Annotated in this window: 15 protein-coding genes; 12 read left to right on the plus strand and 3 right to left on the minus strand. The window is 59.9% G+C overall.

Annotated elements, in window-relative coordinates; translation table 11 throughout:
- Positions 1-52 precede the first annotated feature (52 nt).
- A complete protein-coding gene (locus Q7V03_RS04115) occupies positions 53-1,270 on the minus strand; it encodes an NAD(P)/FAD-dependent oxidoreductase (protein ID WP_304924339.1) in 1,218 nt (405 codons plus the stop codon).
- 227 nt (positions 1,271-1,497) lie between these two features.
- On the opposite strand from Q7V03_RS04115, the gene Q7V03_RS04120 reads away from it, so the two are divergent.
- The 5 genes from Q7V03_RS04120 (at position 1,498) to Q7V03_RS04140 (ending at position 7,008) form a co-directional block, all read left to right on the plus strand.
- Positions 1,498-2,631 carry an aromatic ring-hydroxylating dioxygenase subunit alpha gene (locus tag Q7V03_RS04120; RefSeq protein ID WP_304924340.1) on the plus strand — a complete coding sequence of 378 codons (1,134 nt, stop codon included), beginning with the start codon at positions 1,498-1,500 and terminating at the stop codon, positions 2,629-2,631.
- A gap of 30 nt (positions 2,632-2,661) precedes the next feature.
- Positions 2,662-3,078, plus strand: coding sequence for a RidA family protein (locus tag Q7V03_RS04125; protein WP_304924341.1), 417 nt, complete (start codon positions 2,662-2,664; stop codon positions 3,076-3,078).
- A 98-nt stretch (positions 3,079-3,176) separates the two neighbouring features.
- Complete coding sequence (locus Q7V03_RS04130) at positions 3,177-3,848, plus strand: DUF1028 domain-containing protein (protein ID WP_304924342.1); 672 nt, start codon at positions 3,177-3,179, stop codon at positions 3,846-3,848.
- A 62-nt stretch (positions 3,849-3,910) separates the two neighbouring features.
- On the plus strand, positions 3,911-4,855 hold the full coding sequence (locus tag Q7V03_RS04135; RefSeq protein WP_304924343.1) for a LysR substrate-binding domain-containing protein: 945 nt from the start codon (positions 3,911-3,913) through the stop codon (positions 4,853-4,855).
- A gap of 89 nt (positions 4,856-4,944) precedes the next feature.
- Positions 4,945-7,008, plus strand: a complete 2,064-nt coding sequence (locus tag Q7V03_RS04140) for an NAD(P)-binding protein (protein ID WP_304924344.1) — start codon at positions 4,945-4,947, stop codon at positions 7,006-7,008.
- Positions 7,009-7,017: 9 nt separating this feature from the next.
- On the opposite strand, the gene Q7V03_RS04145 is transcribed toward Q7V03_RS04140, so the two are convergent.
- Positions 7,018-7,482, minus strand: coding sequence for an Rrf2 family transcriptional regulator (locus Q7V03_RS04145; RefSeq protein WP_304924345.1), 465 nt, complete (start codon positions 7,480-7,482; stop codon positions 7,018-7,020).
- 300 nt (positions 7,483-7,782) lie between these two features.
- On the opposite strand from Q7V03_RS04145, the gene Q7V03_RS04150 reads away from it, so the two are divergent.
- Together Q7V03_RS04150 and Q7V03_RS04155 are read left to right on the plus strand one after the other, a co-directional pair.
- The gene (locus tag Q7V03_RS04150; protein ID WP_304924346.1) at positions 7,783-7,941 is read left to right on the plus strand and encodes a hypothetical protein; all 159 of its coding nucleotides are present in this window, start codon (positions 7,783-7,785) and stop codon (positions 7,939-7,941) included.
- Between the two features lie 126 nt (positions 7,942-8,067).
- Positions 8,068-8,967 carry an NAD(P)-dependent oxidoreductase gene (locus Q7V03_RS04155; protein WP_304924391.1) on the plus strand — a complete coding sequence of 300 codons (900 nt, stop codon included), beginning with the start codon at positions 8,068-8,070 and terminating at the stop codon, positions 8,965-8,967.
- Between the two features lie 154 nt (positions 8,968-9,121).
- Here Q7V03_RS04155 and Q7V03_RS04160 read toward each other — a convergent pair whose 3' ends face one another.
- Positions 9,122-10,399 (minus strand): ROK family transcriptional regulator, encoded by a 1,278-nt coding sequence (locus Q7V03_RS04160; protein WP_304924347.1) that lies wholly within the window; start codon positions 10,397-10,399, stop codon positions 9,122-9,124.
- Between the two features lie 213 nt (positions 10,400-10,612).
- Between Q7V03_RS04160 and Q7V03_RS04165 the strand changes: the two genes are divergently transcribed.
- From Q7V03_RS04165 to Q7V03_RS04185, 5 genes are all read left to right on the plus strand, one after another.
- Positions 10,613-11,638, plus strand: coding sequence for a substrate-binding domain-containing protein (locus Q7V03_RS04165; protein ID WP_304924348.1), 1,026 nt, complete (start codon positions 10,613-10,615; stop codon positions 11,636-11,638).
- Between the two features lie 193 nt (positions 11,639-11,831).
- Positions 11,832-13,187: a sugar ABC transporter permease gene (locus Q7V03_RS04170; protein WP_304924349.1), complete on the plus strand. Its 1,356-nt coding sequence runs from the start codon at positions 11,832-11,834 to the stop codon at positions 13,185-13,187.
- A gap of 11 nt (positions 13,188-13,198) precedes the next feature.
- The gene (locus tag Q7V03_RS04175) at positions 13,199-13,957 is read left to right on the plus strand and encodes an ATP-binding cassette domain-containing protein (protein ID WP_304924350.1); all 759 of its coding nucleotides are present in this window, start codon (positions 13,199-13,201) and stop codon (positions 13,955-13,957) included.
- A 72-nt stretch (positions 13,958-14,029) separates the two neighbouring features.
- Complete coding sequence (locus tag Q7V03_RS04180; RefSeq protein ID WP_304924351.1) at positions 14,030-15,328, plus strand: vanadium-dependent haloperoxidase; 1,299 nt, start codon at positions 14,030-14,032, stop codon at positions 15,326-15,328.
- A gap of 3 nt (positions 15,329-15,331) precedes the next feature.
- Positions 15,332-16,894, plus strand: a complete 1,563-nt coding sequence (locus Q7V03_RS04185) for a CRTAC1 family protein (protein ID WP_304924352.1) — start codon at positions 15,332-15,334, stop codon at positions 16,892-16,894.
- The last annotated feature ends 103 nt before the right edge of the window (positions 16,895-16,997 follow it).

The raw sequence follows: 16,997 nt of genomic DNA on the forward strand, positions 1-16,997 counted from the left end.
CGCTAAGGCCTTGTTTTTACACGCACCGGCTCTTTGTCCACGCGTGGACACCTCACCGCGCCGCGATATGCCCCGCCAAATAATCGGCATCATGCCAGACCCCCCAGATGAACGGAGACGCCCGCCGAGACAGCCACGGCAGCCCGAGAAAATACAGCCCCGACACCCCCGACACCCCCCGATCATGCGCAGGCCGACCCTTTTCATCGAAAGCCTCAACCTTCAACCAACCATAATCCAGCCCAAACCCGGTCGCCCAAATGATCGACGTCACCCCCGCCGCCTTCAAATCCAGCGCCAAAATCGGATGCGTCACACAATCCGGGTCTGGCCCAATCAGTCGCGCCTCCGGCTCCAACGGCATATCCAACCCCTCAGCCGCCGCGTAAGCATCCGCCAGGTCCAGCGTCGCGAGATAATTTTCATCCCCGCGCCGGATGTTCTCCCCCAGATCCCCGCCCACCTGCAACACCCCGTCGCGATATGCCCCAACACGTCCCAGCAAGGTCATCCCCCCCGCCGCCAGCCGTCGAAAATCCACCGTATGCCCGCCCCGCGCTCCGGAAACCGCGATCGTGATATGCTCGGTCCCCGGCGCCTTCACCCGTGCATCCCACTGCCCCAAAACCCCCAGCCACCAGACAAAATCACGGCCCCGGTACGCGCGCGGCGGCCGATCATGCGGCCCAACCGACAGGTAAACCTTCTTGCCCGCCCGCATCAATTCGTCGGCGATCTGCGCCCCCGAAGACCCCGCCCCCACCACCAGCACCGCCCCCTCTGGCAACTGGCCCGGATTGCGATAGGCATTGGAATGCATCTGCACGAGGCCAGCACTGTCCGGCACCAAGGTCGGGATCAACGGCTTCTGAAACGGCCCCGTCGCCACCACCACATTGCGCGCCTCAACCCGGCCCGCCGAGGTTTCGGCCACAAACCCCTCTCCCGATGGCTGCAACGACGTCACCTCGACCCCACAGCGGATCGGCGCTGCGATCTTCTCGGCCACCGCCTCAAAATACGCCGCAATCTGTTCTTTTGGCGCGAAAGCATCCGGGTCGATTTCATCAAAGGTCAGGATCGGGAAGCGGTCATGCCAAGCCGGTCCATTCGCCACCAACGAATCCCAGCGCTCTGATCGCCACCGCTCGGCAATCCGGTGCCGCTCCAGCACCAGATGCGGCACCCCGCGTTCCCGTAACTGTGCGCTCATCGCCAGCCCCGCCTGTCCGCCGCCAATGATCAGCGTGTCAATATGTTCAACGGGCATCGCGGCGTCCTTTTCTGTGGCTGGCCCCTGGGGCGGTTGCGTTTGGTGTAGGCCAGACGCAGGCCGTCAGAAATAAGGATTTCACGCAGCACTGATTAGGCTGCACCCAAAGCCACCTCGCAGATTGGCTTAACCCCCGCCTAAGCAAAGCTGAGCAAAACACTGATAGCCTGCAGCGCCGCTTTCGGGCAAAGATCAGTCATCAAGCCCTCAGCCGCGAGCACGCCATGAACCAGCATCACAGCCTCACCCCCGCCGCCGAGTTGCACGCCAATGTCTCGGTGCCGTTTACCCAAGCCCATGCGATGCCGAAATCGCTCTACACCAGCGATGCCTTTCTGGCGCAGGAGCAGAAACACATCTTCGCGCAAGACTGGCTTTGTGCGGGCCGCGCAGAAACCCTCGCCAATCCCGGCGATTATCTGACCATGCAGATCGCAGGCGAGCCGGTGATCGTGCTGCGCGACCGCGACGGTGCCATCCGCGCGATGTCCAACGTCTGCCGCCACCGGATGTCCACCCTGCTACAAGGCCGTGGCAACACTCGCGCCATCGTCTGCCCCTATCACGCCTGGACCTATAACCTTGACGGCAGTTTGCGCGGTGCCCCCGCTATGGCACAGAACGAAGGCTTCTGCAAAACCGACATCGCGCTGCCGCAAATCCGCTGCGAGGTCTGGCTGGGCTGGATCATGGTTTCATTGAACCCAGAGGCCGCTTCTCTCGCTACCAGCTTGCAAGGTGTCGAGAATCTGGTCGGTTATCTTGATATGTCGACCTATACCGAAACCTTCCGCGAGGAATTTCGCTGGGCGACCAACTGGAAGGTTCTGGCCGAGAATTTCATGGAATCCTACCACCTGCCGGTTTGCCATTCTGGCACCATCGGCGGCTCGTGCGATCTCAATCTGATGACCTGTCCAGAGGGCGATCCGGCCTTCAACTACCACTGGATCATCAAGAATGACACCGTGCCGCTGGCGCTCGCGCACCCCAGCAACACCACGTTGCAAGACGATCAGCGCCGCATCACTTGGCTTTTGGCGATCTACCCATCGCTGCTGATCACCCTGACGCCGGGTTATTTTTGGTATCTGTCGCTGACACCCGACGGCCCCGGCCATGTCAACGTGCTGTTCGGCGGTGGGATGTCCGCCGACTGGATCGCCGACCCCGACGCGCAGACCCATCTCGCCACCGTCAAGGCGCTGCTGGATGACGTGAACATCGAAGACAAAGGTTGCACCGAGAAAGTCTATCGCGGCCTGTTGTCCCGCATGGCTAGCCCCGGCCCGCTGTCGCATCTAGAGCGGCCAAATTTTGAATTCGCCCAATATCTCGCCAGCCGCATCCCGGCCTGACTCGAAAACGCTCCAACCCAGCAGGACAAAATGACCATCACCCGCTACCGTAAATTCAATACCAAAGTCACCTACCCCGAGCAGAACCTTGACAACGACCTCTGCCATCTCGTCGCCACCCGTGGCGGCACCACGCTGTATTTCCGTGGCGCTTGCCCGCAAGACCTGGATACCGCCGAGAACCTCGGCAGTCACGATCCCGCTGAACAAACCCATAAAGTCATGAGCAATATCAAACAGATGATCGAAGAAGCTGGCGGGCGGATGGAGCATCTGGTCAAGCTGGTGGTCTACCTCACCGACGTGCGCCACCGCGAACCCGTCTACCGCGTGATGGGCGAATATATTAAAGGCGTGCATCCGGTTTGCACGGGGCTGACGGTTGTGGCCCTCGCCCGACCCGACTGGCTAGTCGAGATTGACGCAACTGCCGTGATCCCGGACTAATCCAAACCTATCAATCCCTAATACTTTCACCTTGGTGTAATTACTCCACAGGGGTCCGGGGGTTTGAAACCCCCGGCACTTGGCCAAAAGGATGACATATGACCTTCTCCCTAATCGCCCGCTGCGCCAAAACCGGACAATTTGGCATGGTGATCGCGTCCTCCTCCCCCGCCGTCGCCGCCCGCTGCGCGCATGTGCGGGCGGGCGTAGGGGCGGTGGCCAGCCAGAATATCACCGACCCGGCTTTAGGCGCGCTGCTGCTGGACGAACTGGCCAAGGGCAAATCGGCATATCTGGCTTTGGCGGACATCACCGTAGACCGTCAACACATTGATTACAGACAACTTCTGGTGATAGACGCTCAAGGAAAAACCGCCATCCACTCTGGCACCCAAGTCCTTGGCATCTGGGGCGAAGTCCAAGGCAAAGACTGCGCCGCAGGCGGCAATCTGCTGGCCAATCCGACCATCCCAGTCGCAATGATAGGTGCGTTTGAAGGCGCAAAAGGCCATCTCGGCGACCGTCTGCTAGCAGCCCTCGCCGCAGGTCTGGCGGCAGGCGGTGAGGCTGGCCCTGTGCATTCCGCTGGCATGAAAATTGCCGACACACTCGACTGGCCCTTGGTCGATCTGCGCATCGACTGGTCCGATACCCCGATCCAAGCACTCGAAGCCGCTTGGCAAATCTACCGCCCGCAGATGGCCGCCTATGTGCAGCGCGCGCAAGACCCCACCCAGGCCCCGTCTTACGGTGTCCCCGGCGACGAATAGATTTGCCGCAGGTATCGCGAATGCTTAGGCTGCCCCTAATCCAAAGCCGGGAACAGCCCCAGATGCCGCTTCACTTCACGCTTCGTCAGTTGGAATATCTCGTCGCCGTCGGCGACAGCGGCTCGATCGCACTTGCGGCCGAAAAGGTTAACGTCTCCAGCCCCTCGATCTCGGCCGCGATCTCACAGCTAGAGGCAGAATTCGGCCTCGCCCTGTTTGTGCGCAAACACGCGCATGGCATGTCCCTGACGCAAGGCGGCAAGCAATTCGTCGCCCAAGCCAAGCAAGTGCTGACCGAGGCCGGCAGGCTGAACGAACTGGCGAACCAAATCACCGGCAAGGTGCGCGGCCCCCTCAGCGTCGGCTGCCTTGTTACCTTCGCGCAAATGGTTTTACCGCAACTGCGCCACAGTTTCGTGCAGGCCTACCCCGAGGTGGATTTCACCCAAGTCGAACTCAACCAGGTCGAAATCTTCGCAGCACTGCGTTCGGCCCATCTCGACATTGCGCTGACCTATGATCTTGATATTCCGTCTGATCTCAGCTTCATCCCGCTGGTCACCCTGCCCCCGTATGCAGTGATGCCGCCCAGCCATACGCTAGCCAACCGCGATCACGTCACCCCGCGCGATCTGGCGGAATATCCGATGATCCTGCTCGATCTGCCACTGTCATCGGACTATTTCCTGTCGCATTTCACCGCCAACAATCTGCGCCCCAACATCGTCGAGCGCACCCGCGATATGGGCGTCATGCAGTCAATGGTCGCCAATGGCTTTGGCTATTCCATCGCCAATATCCGCCCCCTGACCGACGCTGCCCCCGATGGCCGCCGCCTGCGCTATGTGCCCCTCACAGGTGCCGTACGCCCGATGAAACTTGGCCTTGCCTTGGCTGAAGGTGCGGGGATTTCGTTAACCGTGCAAGCCTTCATCGACCACGCCCGCGCCGAGATCACACTGGATTCCACGCCCGGCCTGCATTTGAAAGTGCCGCGCAGCAGCTAAGGCGCAACCTAACTTACGCTTCACCTTTGCGTCCTTTACGCTAAAGCCGATCCAGCCAAAGTGCTGCCACCCACCCGAAAGGCATCCCCGTGCGCGATCCTCGCTATGACATTCTGTTTCAGCCGCTGGCCATCGGCCCGCTTGTCGCCAAAAACCGCTTCTATCAGGTGCCACATTGCAACGGCGCGGGCTACCGTGACCCCTCCGCGGCGGCCGCGATGCGTGGCATCAAGGCCGAGGGTGGCTGGGGCGTGATTTTCACCGAACAGACCGAGATGCACCATAGCTCTGAAATCACGCCGTTTATCGAACTGCGGCTGTGGGAAGACCAGGACATTCCCGCCATCGCCAAGATGGCAGCAGCAATGAAAACCCATGGCGGGCTTGCTGGCATCCAACTCGCCTATTCCGGCATAAACGGCCCGAATTTCTACTCCAAAGAGGTGCCAATGGCGGTGTCGCCCGGCCCCATTCGCACCTTCACTAATGATCCGGTACAGGCGCGCGGGCTTGATAAAACCGACATCAAGAACCTGCGGCGCTGGTTTGTGAACGCGGCCAAGCGTAGCCAGATCGCGGGCTTTGATCTGATCTGCCTCTACGGCGCGCATGGCTTTGGAATATTTCAACATTTCCTAAGCCGCGCCACCAATCAGCGCAGCGATGAATATGGCGGCAGCTTGGAAAACCGTTCGCGTTTCGCCCGCGAAGTGCTGTCCGATATGCGCGAAGCGGTCGGCGATACCATGGCTTTGACCATGCGGGTCTCCTTGGATGAACAGATTGGAAAGCTTGGCTTTTCCAACGCCGAGTTGCGCGATTTCATCGCGATGAACGGCGATCTGCCCGACCTGTGGGATCTGGCCCAAGGCACCTGGGAGGAGTGCTCGGGGCCAAGCCGCTTCAAGGAAGAAGCAGCACAGGAAACCCTTGTCACAGGCATCCGCGAGCTGACCAACCGCCCTGTGGTCGGCGTCGGTCGTTTCACCAGCCCCGATGTGATGGCGAAAATGATCCGCCAAGGCACGCTTGATTTCATCGGCTGCGCCCGGCCTTCCATTGCCGATCCGTTCCTGCCGAAAAAGATCGAAGAAGGCCGGATTGAGGATATCCGCGAATGTATCGGCTGCAATATCTGTGTCACGGGCGACATGACGCAAAGCATTTCACGCTGCACGCAGAACCCGACCTTCATGGAGGAATGGCGCAAGGGCTGGCACCCGGAAAAGATGAACGCCAAAGGCCCCAGCCAAAACGTGCTGATCGTCGGCGCTGGTCCGGCAGGTCTGGAAGCCGCCCGCGCGCTGTCTCTAAGGGGCTATGATGTGGCCTTGGCCGAAGCCACCACGACACTTGGTGGCCGCGTCGCCAAGGAACGCCTGCTGCCCGGGCTGTCGGCTTGGGGTCGCGTGGCCGATTACCGCGCCTATCAGATCAGCCAGCGCCCGAATGTCGAAACCTATTTCGACAGCCGCCTCAGCGCCGAAGACATCCTCGGCTTTGGCTTTCAGCATGTAGCCATCGCCACAGGAGCACTCTGGCGCGCCGATGGCGTGGCCCGGATGCATGTCGAACCAATCCCGAACCAAGGTCTGCCCGTTTACACTCCGGATGATCTCATGGCAGGGCGTTTGCCGAAAGGCCAAGTCACGGTATTTGATGACGATCACTACTATATGGGCGGGGTTTTGGCGGAACTTCTGGCGCAAAACGGCTGCGATGTAACGCTGATCACCCCCTCAGCCTATGTCTCGGATTGGACGCTGAACACCCTCGAACAAGCTTCGATCCATCGCAAACTGGCAGCGGCTGGCGTCAAGATCGTACTTAACACTGGCGTGGTTTCGCTGAGTGATCAAGGCGTTACCACCGCCTGCGTCTACACTGGCATCGAAGGCCATATCGACGCGGAATCCGTCGTGATGGTTGCCAGCCGAATCGCCCAAGACCAGCTTTACCGCGATCTGCAAACGCGCGCCGCGGATTGGGCCGATGCGGGCATCCTGTCGGTCAAGCTGATCGGCGATGCCTGCGCCCCTGGCCCGATTGCTTGGGCAACCTATGCCGGCCACCGCTATGCCCGCGAATTGGATATGCCCGATCTCGGTGACGCTTTGCCGTTCCGCCGCGAAGTCACGGCGTTGCAGGACTAAACGCAGCGCTTAAGACGCCAAAGGCTCGCTTAGCACTTGGGCAGCCACCGCACCCGAGCGCAGCATATCCGCCAAGGTCAGCGATTCGATCAGCAGCAGGTAAGACCAGAAAATATCGGCAAACACCTTGCGGATCCGGCAGCTTTCCTCATCCGCGCAATCCTCGCAGCGCTGATAGGCGCGGCGCGACAGGCACGGCAAGGGCGCAATCGGCCCGTCAATCAGCCGCAGCAGTTCCGAAATCGAAATCTCGGCAGGCGGTTTGATCAACTGATAGCCGCCCGAGCGCCCACGGGTCGAGGCGATGATGCCCACGTTGCGCACTTCCAAAAGGATATGCTCCAAAAATCGCTTCGGCGTGCCAGAGCGCTTGGCGATCACTTCGATCGTCAAGGCCTCGGGCGCGGGCATCGCTGCCGCATCCGCCAACACCAACAGCGCTTTCAACGCATATTTCATCTTTTGTGTAATCATCTCCAAGACCTAACTGGCGTGGAAAAAGGAATCAATCCGCGCGAAGCGGGATTGTAAAAAAACTTGACACCAAAGCCCCTGCGTGACGGTTTCGCAGGGGATTGCCGCCTGAGCCAGCCGCAAGCCAACTATCGCCGATGGATCAACAGCTCTGAAACTCCAGAAATCACTGCGAAAACCGCCTTTTTCCGCCGTCAGAATCAATCACGATATATTTGATAGATTAATAATGCTTTCGCGACTCACAAAAGCTTGATAATGTATCGACACGATCCATCCAAAGCTGCACAGGATGTTCAAATGACTCAGACCATGTCTCAGCGCCCGTCTCGGCGCGCTACTTATCTTGCTCTGGTTGTGTTTGGTTTGGCCTATATCGGGGTTATGGTGATCATTTTTGCCCCCGAAGGCAGCCTTTCAAGCCGCAACCCGCTGATGTCGGCAGAGCAGGCCAAATAAGCTGATCCATCACGAAAGGCAGGCCAACGCGGCCTGCCTTTTGCGTTCTGGGCCCGCTTGACGCTCTGGCTAAAACAATGACCCCGCTTGAAACTCCGCCGCCGCGATGCAACTCTGCCCCAAACATTGGGGGCGAGTATGGCACAGGCGCGAGTGGGATTTGTTGGGTTGGGGCTGATGGGTCAGGGCATGGCGGCGAATATCGTGGCCAAGGGCTATCCGCTGTCGGTCTACGCGCATCGCAACCGTGCCCCGGTTGAGGATTTGGTTGGGCGCGGGGCTGCTGAGGCAGCATCGCTGGGCGATCTGGCCAGTGGATCTGATGTGATTTTTCTGTGTCTGTCCGGCTCGCCGCAGGTGGAGGAAGTGGTGGCTGCGTTGAAACCGGGGCTTTCGCGCGGCGCGGTGATTGTGGATTGCTCAACCTCTGATCCGGTGGTGACGGAACGGTTGGCGCGCGAATTGGCCGCCATTGGGGTTGATTTTGCCGACGCGCCGCTGTCGCGCACGCCGAAAGAGGCTTGGGCAGGGACGCTGGATTGCATGGTAGGGGCCGACGCGAAGGTGTTCGAGCGCGTCCAACCGATCATCGCGACTTGGGCGGGCAAGATCGTGCATATCGGCGGCGTAGGTGATGGCCATCGCATGAAACTTCTGAACAATTTTATCTCGCTGGGCTATGCGGCAATCTATGCCGAAGCGATTGCGCTGTCGGAAAAGGTTGGCATCCCGATTGCCAAGTTTGACAGCGTTATTCGCGGCGGGCGGATGGATTGCGGGTTTTACCAAACCTTCATGGCCTGCGCGTTAGAGGGCAACCGCGAAGCGCACCGCTTTACCATCAGCAATGCCTACAAAGACCTGCGGTATCTGGAGTCGATGGCGAATGATGCCAAGGTCGTCACCAGCATGTCGTCGGCTGCGAAAAACGCCTTTGCCTATGCGATGGCGAATGGCGGTGATGGCGCAGAGGATTATGTGCCGCATCTGGCGGATTTCACCGCCAAGCTGAATGGCGGGTCATAAAATCTGAACAGAATGACGTGCGATATTGTGAGCGGTGCCGTTGATGAATTGTAGTCAAATTGGTTCTCCCAGCTGGGATGCATTTGTGGTTTTGGATCACTTTGTTGGGGTTTTCCACAACATGTTGTGGCTAAATCTTGTCGCCCGTTAAAAATTACTGCGCGGCCATCTCGCGCGGCGCGGTCAAAATCCGCTCGGTCACCGCAGACAATGCCAAGGCAGCCGCGCCATGCGCCCACAAAAGATCGCCCCAAGCGTGGATCTCAATCGGCGGACGCGGACGCCCGGTGTTGATCACCAAATTGTCCATCTCGGCCAAGGTTTCGGCGGCATAAAGGTAGTCAAACTTCAGCCGCTCACCGGACAGAATGATCAGCGCCGGATCAAACAAATTGACCACATTCGCCAAGCCCACCGCCAGATACCGCCCGGCACGGCGAAAAATGCTGCGTGCCGTGGCATCGCCGGCCTGCGCGTGATCATAGAGACTCTCCAGCAGCACCGAAATCGACTGCCCATCACGATGCCCCCAATTCAGCGCCGTGGTCGCCTCGCGCGCCAAAGCATAGTCAGCGACATAAGCCTCCAAACACCCCCTTTGGCCGCAGCGGCACAAGGCACCATCCAACTGCACCTTGGTATGGCCCAATTCCATGCCCAAGCGCTGCGATCCGCGATAGATCCGGTGGTTCATCACAAAGCCCATGCCGACGCCGTGCTCAAACGTCACCACCGCGAAATCGGCCAAACTGCGCCCCGCGCCGAACCACAATTCGGCCAATGCCACCAGATTGGCGTCATTGTCGATGCTGACGGGCAGGCCCAGCCGCGCCTGCGCGGCCTCGGCCAAAGGCACCGCCCGCTCGGTCAGGGTCGATGACCACAGCACCACCCCCTCGGTCTGATCGACAAAACCCGGCAGGCCAATGCCAACCCCGGCCAGACCTGCGCGCGCGATCCCGGCCTTCTGGCAGACCCGGTCCAGCAGTGCCTCTATCGCGTTGAGCATGTCTGACAACGGCATCGGGCCCGGCCCGCGCGGCACCACCTCATTCGCCAACAGATTGCCCGCGAAATCCACCACCACCGCCGAATGCTCGCGGTCGGACATCTTCATCCCCGCCACCAGATGCGCCCCGGCCCGCACCCCCAAAGCCACCGCAGGCCGCCCGCGCCCCAGTTCAGGATCACGCGGCGCGCTGACCTCTTCGATCAAGCCAGCCTCGATCAATTCCGAGGTGATCGTGGTCACCGAAGCAGGCGAGACGCCAAGATCCTTCGCCACCTGCACCCGCGCAATCAGCCCCGAGGCCCGCACCCGTTCAAACACCTGCTGGCGCAAAGGCCGCATCGATTCGGACAAGGGCGGAATCAATGGGCCACAGCCCATGCTCGCCATATCCGGCTCTGCTGCACCGCCAAAACCAGCCATTTATTTGATCTCCGAACAAAAACAAGGCGAAATTGTTCTCACACGATCTATTATTGCTGCAATGCAGCGCAGATTTGCAAGATATTCCGGCCGTTCCGTTCTCGCGCATCAGTTTTATTTTGACAACTGAATTTATTCGCGGCAATTTTCCGTCAGTTCTAGCGAATCTGCGGAACAGGTCATACGCTGGCCGAATCCATAGGGAGGATAAAAATGCGTAAGGTCATTATGCTTGCGGTCATCGCCGCAGCGGGTTTCTCGTCGGCTGCTTTGGCAGAAGGCAAGAAAATTGGCGTGTCTTGGGCGCAGTTCCAAGAAGAGCGTTGGAAGATCGACGAAGCCGCAATGAAGGCCGCGATCGAAGCCGCTGGCGACGAATATATTTCGGCGGACGCGCAATCGTCGTCGGAAAAACAACTGTCGGACGTTGACGCGCTGATCGCTCAGGGCGCCAATGTTCTGATCATCAACGCGTGGGACAAAGACGCGATTGGTCCGGCCATCGAGAAAGCCGTGGCCGAAGGCATCCCGGTTGTAGGCTACGACCGTCTGATCGAAGACGCCCGCGCCTTCTACCTGACCTTCGACAACGTTGGCGTTGGCAAGATCATCGCGGAAGAAGTCATGAAGGCCAAACCCGATGGCAACTACGCCATCATCAAGGGCGACCCCGGTGATCCGAACGCTGACTTCCTGCGCGCAGGGATGGAGCAGGTCATTGGTGAGGCTGTGAAAGCCGGCACCATCAAGATCGTCGGCGAAGTCTACACCGATGGTTGGAAGCCGGAGAATGCTCAGAAGAACATGGAGCAGATCCTGACCGCCAACAACAACGCCGTGGACGCCGTTCTGGCTGAAAACGACGGTATGGCGGGCGGTGCTTCGGCAGCTTTGTCGGCTCAGGGCATTGTGGTTCCGCTTGGCGGCCAAGACGGCGATTTGGCGGCAATCAACCGTGTGGCACGTGGCACCCAGACCGTTTCGGTGTGGAAAGACTCGCGTCAACTTGGCAAAGCGGCTGGCGAAATCGCGGCACAACTGGCAGCAGGCACCGCGATTGACGCGATTGCTGGCGCGACCAAGTTCAGCGATGGCGAAAAAGGCGTTGAAATGAACGCAATCCTGCTGACGCCCACCGCGATCACCAAAGACACGCTGAACCTCGCCATCGACGGCGGCCACATCAGCAAAGAAGAAGCCTGCGAAGGCGCTATGGAAGGCGTTGCTGCCTGCCAATAATCGGCACAGCAGGCAGACCTGCCCCGCGCGGGTCTGCCAACGCAAGAAACCAATGGTCCGGCGTCAGATTTTGTGCTGACGTCGGGCTTTTCCCAAGACGCAAGGCATCAGCCTGATCAAAGGCCTGTTCGCATAGGGTCAAAGCCAGATTTGGCAGCCCGCGTCGCCCCCCTCTTACAAGCCGGACGAGGATATGACAGACACCCCCACCCACGCCCCTCAGGGCAGCGATGCCAAACTTGGCCCCATCGCGCGTTTTATCCGCGACACCGAACTTGACACCAGGATGCTTGGCATGGTCGGCGCGCTGCTGCTGATCTGGTCAGCGTTTCACTTTTATCCGATTATCGCGGGCCTGTTCAGCGGCAACGGCCTGAACATGGGCGCGGGCTTGTTCATCACCCCGCGCAACCTGTGGAACCTGTCGGTGCAAACCTCGATGACCGGGATCATGGCGACGGGGATGGTGCTGGTGATCATCACCCGCAATATTGATCTCTCGGTCGGCTCGATTGTTGGCGTCACGGGCATGGTGATGGGCATCGTGCAGGTCAACATCCTGCCGCCCATGCTGGGCCTTGGCAGCCCGGTGATCTGGATCATCACCGCGATCATCGGCATCATTCTGGGGGCAATGATCGGCGCCCTGCACGGCTGGCTGATCGCCTATCGCGCGATCCCGTCGTTCATCGTCACCTTGGGCGGTATGTTGGTCTGGCGCGGGGCTGCCTTTCTGACCGCAGACGGCAAAACCATCGCGCCGATGGACACCACCTTCGCTTTGCTTGGCGGCGGTCCAACCGGATCGGTCGGCGCGGTTGGCAGCTGGATCGTAGGCTTGCTTGGCTGCATCGCAGTGCTGTGGATTATGCAAGCGGGCCGCAAATCCCGCACCAAACACGGCTTCCCGCAGCGCCCGATGTGGGCCGAAACCGTGTTGGCGATCCTCGGTTGCGGCGTGCTGATTGGTGCGGTTCTGGTGGTTAATGCCTATACTTGGCCGAAGGGCATCGTCGATGCCTATGTCAAGGCCAACCCCGACGTCGTCGTCCCCGAAGGCGGTCTGCAAATCTCGACCGGCTTTGCGATCCCGGTGCTGATCCTGATCGTCGTCGGCATCCTGATGACCATCCTGATGACCCGCACCCGTTTTGGCCGCTATGTCTTTGCCATCGGTGGCAACCCCGAGGCCGCAGCTTTGTCCGGCATCAACACCAAATGGATGACGCTGAAAATCTTCGCGCTGATGGGCCTGCTGTCGGGTCTTGCCGCTGTCGTCGCCTCTGCCCGCCTGAACGCCGCGACCAACGCGCTTGGAACGCTGGATGAATTGTATGTCATCGCCTCGGCGGTCGTCGGCGGCACGTCGCTTGCGGGCGGTGTCGGCACCATTTACGGCGCGATCATCGGCGCTTTGGTGATGCAAAGCTTGCAAACCGGCATGGTGCTGATCGGTTATGGCGATGGATCGTACCGGATGATCGCCGTTGGCGTGGCGCTGGTGCTGGCCGTCTATCTTGACAACCTTTACCGTCAGAAAACCAAGTGAGGGGTGACACCATGGCAAACACAGGCACTCCTCTGGTCGAGATGCGCGACATTTCCATCGCGTTCGGCGGCATCAAGGCCGTTGATCATGTCAGCATTGATCTGCATCCCGGTGAAGTCGTCGGGCTCTTGGGCCACAACGGCGCGGGCAAATCGACGCTGATCAAATGTCTTTCCGGCGCGTATAAAGCAGATGCGGGCGAGATCTACATCAACGGCGCGAAGGTCGATATCAATAACCCCCGCGACGCGCGCGAATATAACATCGAGACGATCTACCAAACCCTGGCGCTGGCCGATAACCTCAACGCCGCCTCGAACCTGTTTCTGGGTCGCGAAATTGTCAGCGCGGGCGGCTTCCTCGACGATTCGGCGATGGAGGCCGAAACCCGCAAGATCATGGCCCGGCTGAACCCGAACTTCCGCAAGTTCAACGTGCCGGTGTCGGCGCTTTCGGGGGGGCAGCGTCAATCCGTCGCCATCGCCCGGGCGGTGTATTTCAACGCCAAAATCCTGATCATGGACGAACCGACCGCCGCCTTGGGTCCGCAAGAAACCCAGATGGTGGCCGAGCTGATCCAAGAGCTGAAAAAGCAAGGTCTTGGCATATTCTTGATCGAACACGATATTCACGCCGTGATGGATCTGTGCGACCGCGCTGTGGTGATGAAGAACGGCCATCGCGTCGGGACAGTGAACGTCAATGAAGTCACCGATGAAGACATTCTTGGCATGATCATCATGGGCAAAAAACCGCCGCAAGCTGTGTAAGATCAGGGCGCGGGGGTAGCCTTGCGCCCCATCTTTCTTACGCCCCTTCACGATCCCGGATCAGGAGCCCCCATGCAGCGCCGTCATTTCCTCGCCCTGACCGGGGCCGCTTTCGCCCTTCCCGCTCTGCCTTTGCACGCGGCCACCAATCCCAGCGATACCCTGCTGACATGGTATAAACTGGTTTTGGAACTGGTCCGCCACACCGCCACCTACACCCCGCCGGTCGCCGCCCGCGCCTTTGGTTATCTTGGGCTGGCGGCTTACGAATCCCTCGCCTCGGCCACCGGGGCCACCAGCCTTGCAGGCCAGATCAACGGCCTCACCGCCCTGCCCGCGCGCGTGTCGGGCACCTACGACGACTCCCTCGTCGTGCATGCTGTGATGTCCGAAGCCGTCGAGACCTTCTTCGGCAACACCGGCCCCACCGGCCAACGCGCGATGGCCGCGATGCGCAATAAACTGGGCGCGAAGCTTTCCGAAGGTGTGGCCAAGGATGTGGCCGCCCGTTCCGCCGCCTATGGCCTAGCTGTCGCCCAACATATTGAAAAATATAGCACATCCGACGGTGGCCATGATGTGAAAAACATGGGCTTCCCGATGCAATGGACTCTGCAAAAAGGCCCCGAATTCTGGGTGCCGACCAGCGTGATCGTCCAGCAACAAGCCCCCCTGCTGCCCGAATGGGGCAAAAATCGCCCCTTCGCGATGCCCGCGGACGCGCCCTGCACCGCAGGCGATCCGCCCGCCTATTCCGAAGACCCGACTTCTGAATTCTACAAACAGGCGATGGAGGTCTATGAGGTCTCCAAAACCCTGACTGATGAGCAGAAAGCCATCGCGCGGTTCTGGTCGGATGACCCGATGCTGTCGCCCACCCCGCCCGGCCATTGGATTTCGATCACCCTGCAAATCCTGCACCGCGACGGCACCGACGCTTTGCACGCAGCCGACGCGTTGGCGCGGGTTGGCATGGCGGTGAACGACGCTTTCATCGCCTGCTGGGGCGATAAAATCCACTACAACCGCCTGCGCCCGGTCACCTATATCAAGCGGGTGATTGACAAAACATGGGAGCCTTTGCTGATCACCCCGCCCTTCGCTGAATATCCCTCGGGCCACTCGACCCAATCGGGGGCGGCGGCGGCGGTGCTGGCGGCGATATTCGGCGAAAACTTTGCGTTCGATGATGCGACCCATGCCGACGATGGCATCAAACCGCTTCATTTCAGCGATTTCCAAACCGCCGCCGCCGAGGCCGCGCTGTCGCGCCTTTACGGCGGCATCCATTTCCGCGCCGCAAATGAGAACGGCCTGCGCCAAGGTGCCGAAGTCGGCACCTTCATCACCGCGCTGAAAACACTGGCATAAACGATGAAAATCCTCAGCCTTAGCCTCGCCCTGCTGCCCCTCGCAGCTTACGCCGAAACCACCCCAGCAGCAGCCTTGGTGCCTAGCTTCACCGAACAAACCGCGACCTCTGGCGTCAATCAGATCTACGCCGGCGACTGGGAGTTTATGGTCGGCGGCGGTGTCTCGACCTTCGATTGCAACGCCGATGCTCGCCCCGATCTGATCATCGCAGGCGGCACCAATCCAGCGAAATTGTTCGTCAATCAAAGCGAACAGGGCGGTGATCTGGCGTTCAGGGAAACCGAAAGTGGCTTAGAACGCGCGGGCGTCCTCGGGGCCTACCCGATCGACATCGACAGCGACACCATCCCCGACATCGTGCTGCTGCGCCAAGGCGAAAACGAAGTCATGCGCGGCCTTGGAAACTGCAAATTTGAGCGCGCGAATGAGGCTTGGGGCTTTGACGGCGGCAAAGCCTGGTCCGTCGCCTTCGCCGCCACTTGGGAAAAAGGCCAAAACTGGCCCACCTTGGCCCTTGGCAATTACATCGACGTCACCCAAGACATGTTCCCTTGGGGATCTTGCACCGACAACTGGCTGCACCGCCCCGATGGGGTAAAATTCGCCCCACCCACCCCGCTAAAGCCCAGTTTCTGCGCCCTGTCGATGCTGTTCTCCGATTGGAACCGCTCTGGCACGCCAAGCCTGCGCATCGCCAACGACCGCGAATACTACAAAGGCGGGCAAGAACAACTTTGGCACATCGACCCGGGCAAAGACCCCGCGCTTTACACCGAGAAAGAAGGCTGGAAACGCCTGCGCATCTGGGGCATGGGGCTTGCCAGCTATGATCTTGATTTTGATGGGTTTCCTGAGTATTTTGTCACCTCGATGGCCGATAACAAACTGCAAACATTGGCAGAATTGCCCGCTGACGGCGCGGCAAAAGCAGGTTTTAAAGACGTGGCGTTTGCCAAACACGCAATCGCCCAACGTCCCTATACCGGAGACGATCTGAACCCCTCCACCGGCTGGCACGCGCAGTTTGAAGATGTGAACAACGACGGCCTCGCCGACCTTTTCATCGCCAAAGGCAACGTCGATGCGATGCCGGATTTCGCGCTCAAAGACCCCAATAACCTGCTTTTGCAACGCAGCGATGGCACCTTTGAAGAATCTGGTGACCGCGCAGGCGTCGCCGCCACCGGCCTGTCGCGCGGGGCAGGCCTCGCCGATCTGAACGCCGATGGTCTTGTCGATCTCATCGTGGTCAACCGCCGCGAGCCTGCGCAGATCTGGCGCAACACCACCCAAAGCCCGAACCATTGGCTAAGCCTCACCCTCGCCCAAACCGCTCCCAACACCGACGCCCTCGGCGCTTGGGTCGAGGTGAAAATGCCCGATCACATCCAGCGCCGCGAGATCACCATCGGCGGCGGTCAGGCGGGCGGCAATCTTGGCCCCAGTCATTTCGGTCTGGGCGATCTGGCGCAGGCCGAGGTCCGGGTGATCTGGCCCGACGGCACGACAGGCGCGTGGGAAATGGTTAACGCCGACGCCGCCTATCGCCTGCAAAAGCCCTAATCGGCGACGAAAAACTCCAACTTGATCCCTCCCTAGGATTTTTTGGCAGGTGTCTTGCCTCACCGGCCCGAGATAAGGCTAAAAATAATACCATAAGTAAAAT

This window comes from Cypionkella sp. (assembly GCF_030652235.1).
Taxonomy (GTDB): Bacteria; Pseudomonadota; Alphaproteobacteria; order Rhodobacterales; family Rhodobacteraceae; genus Cypionkella.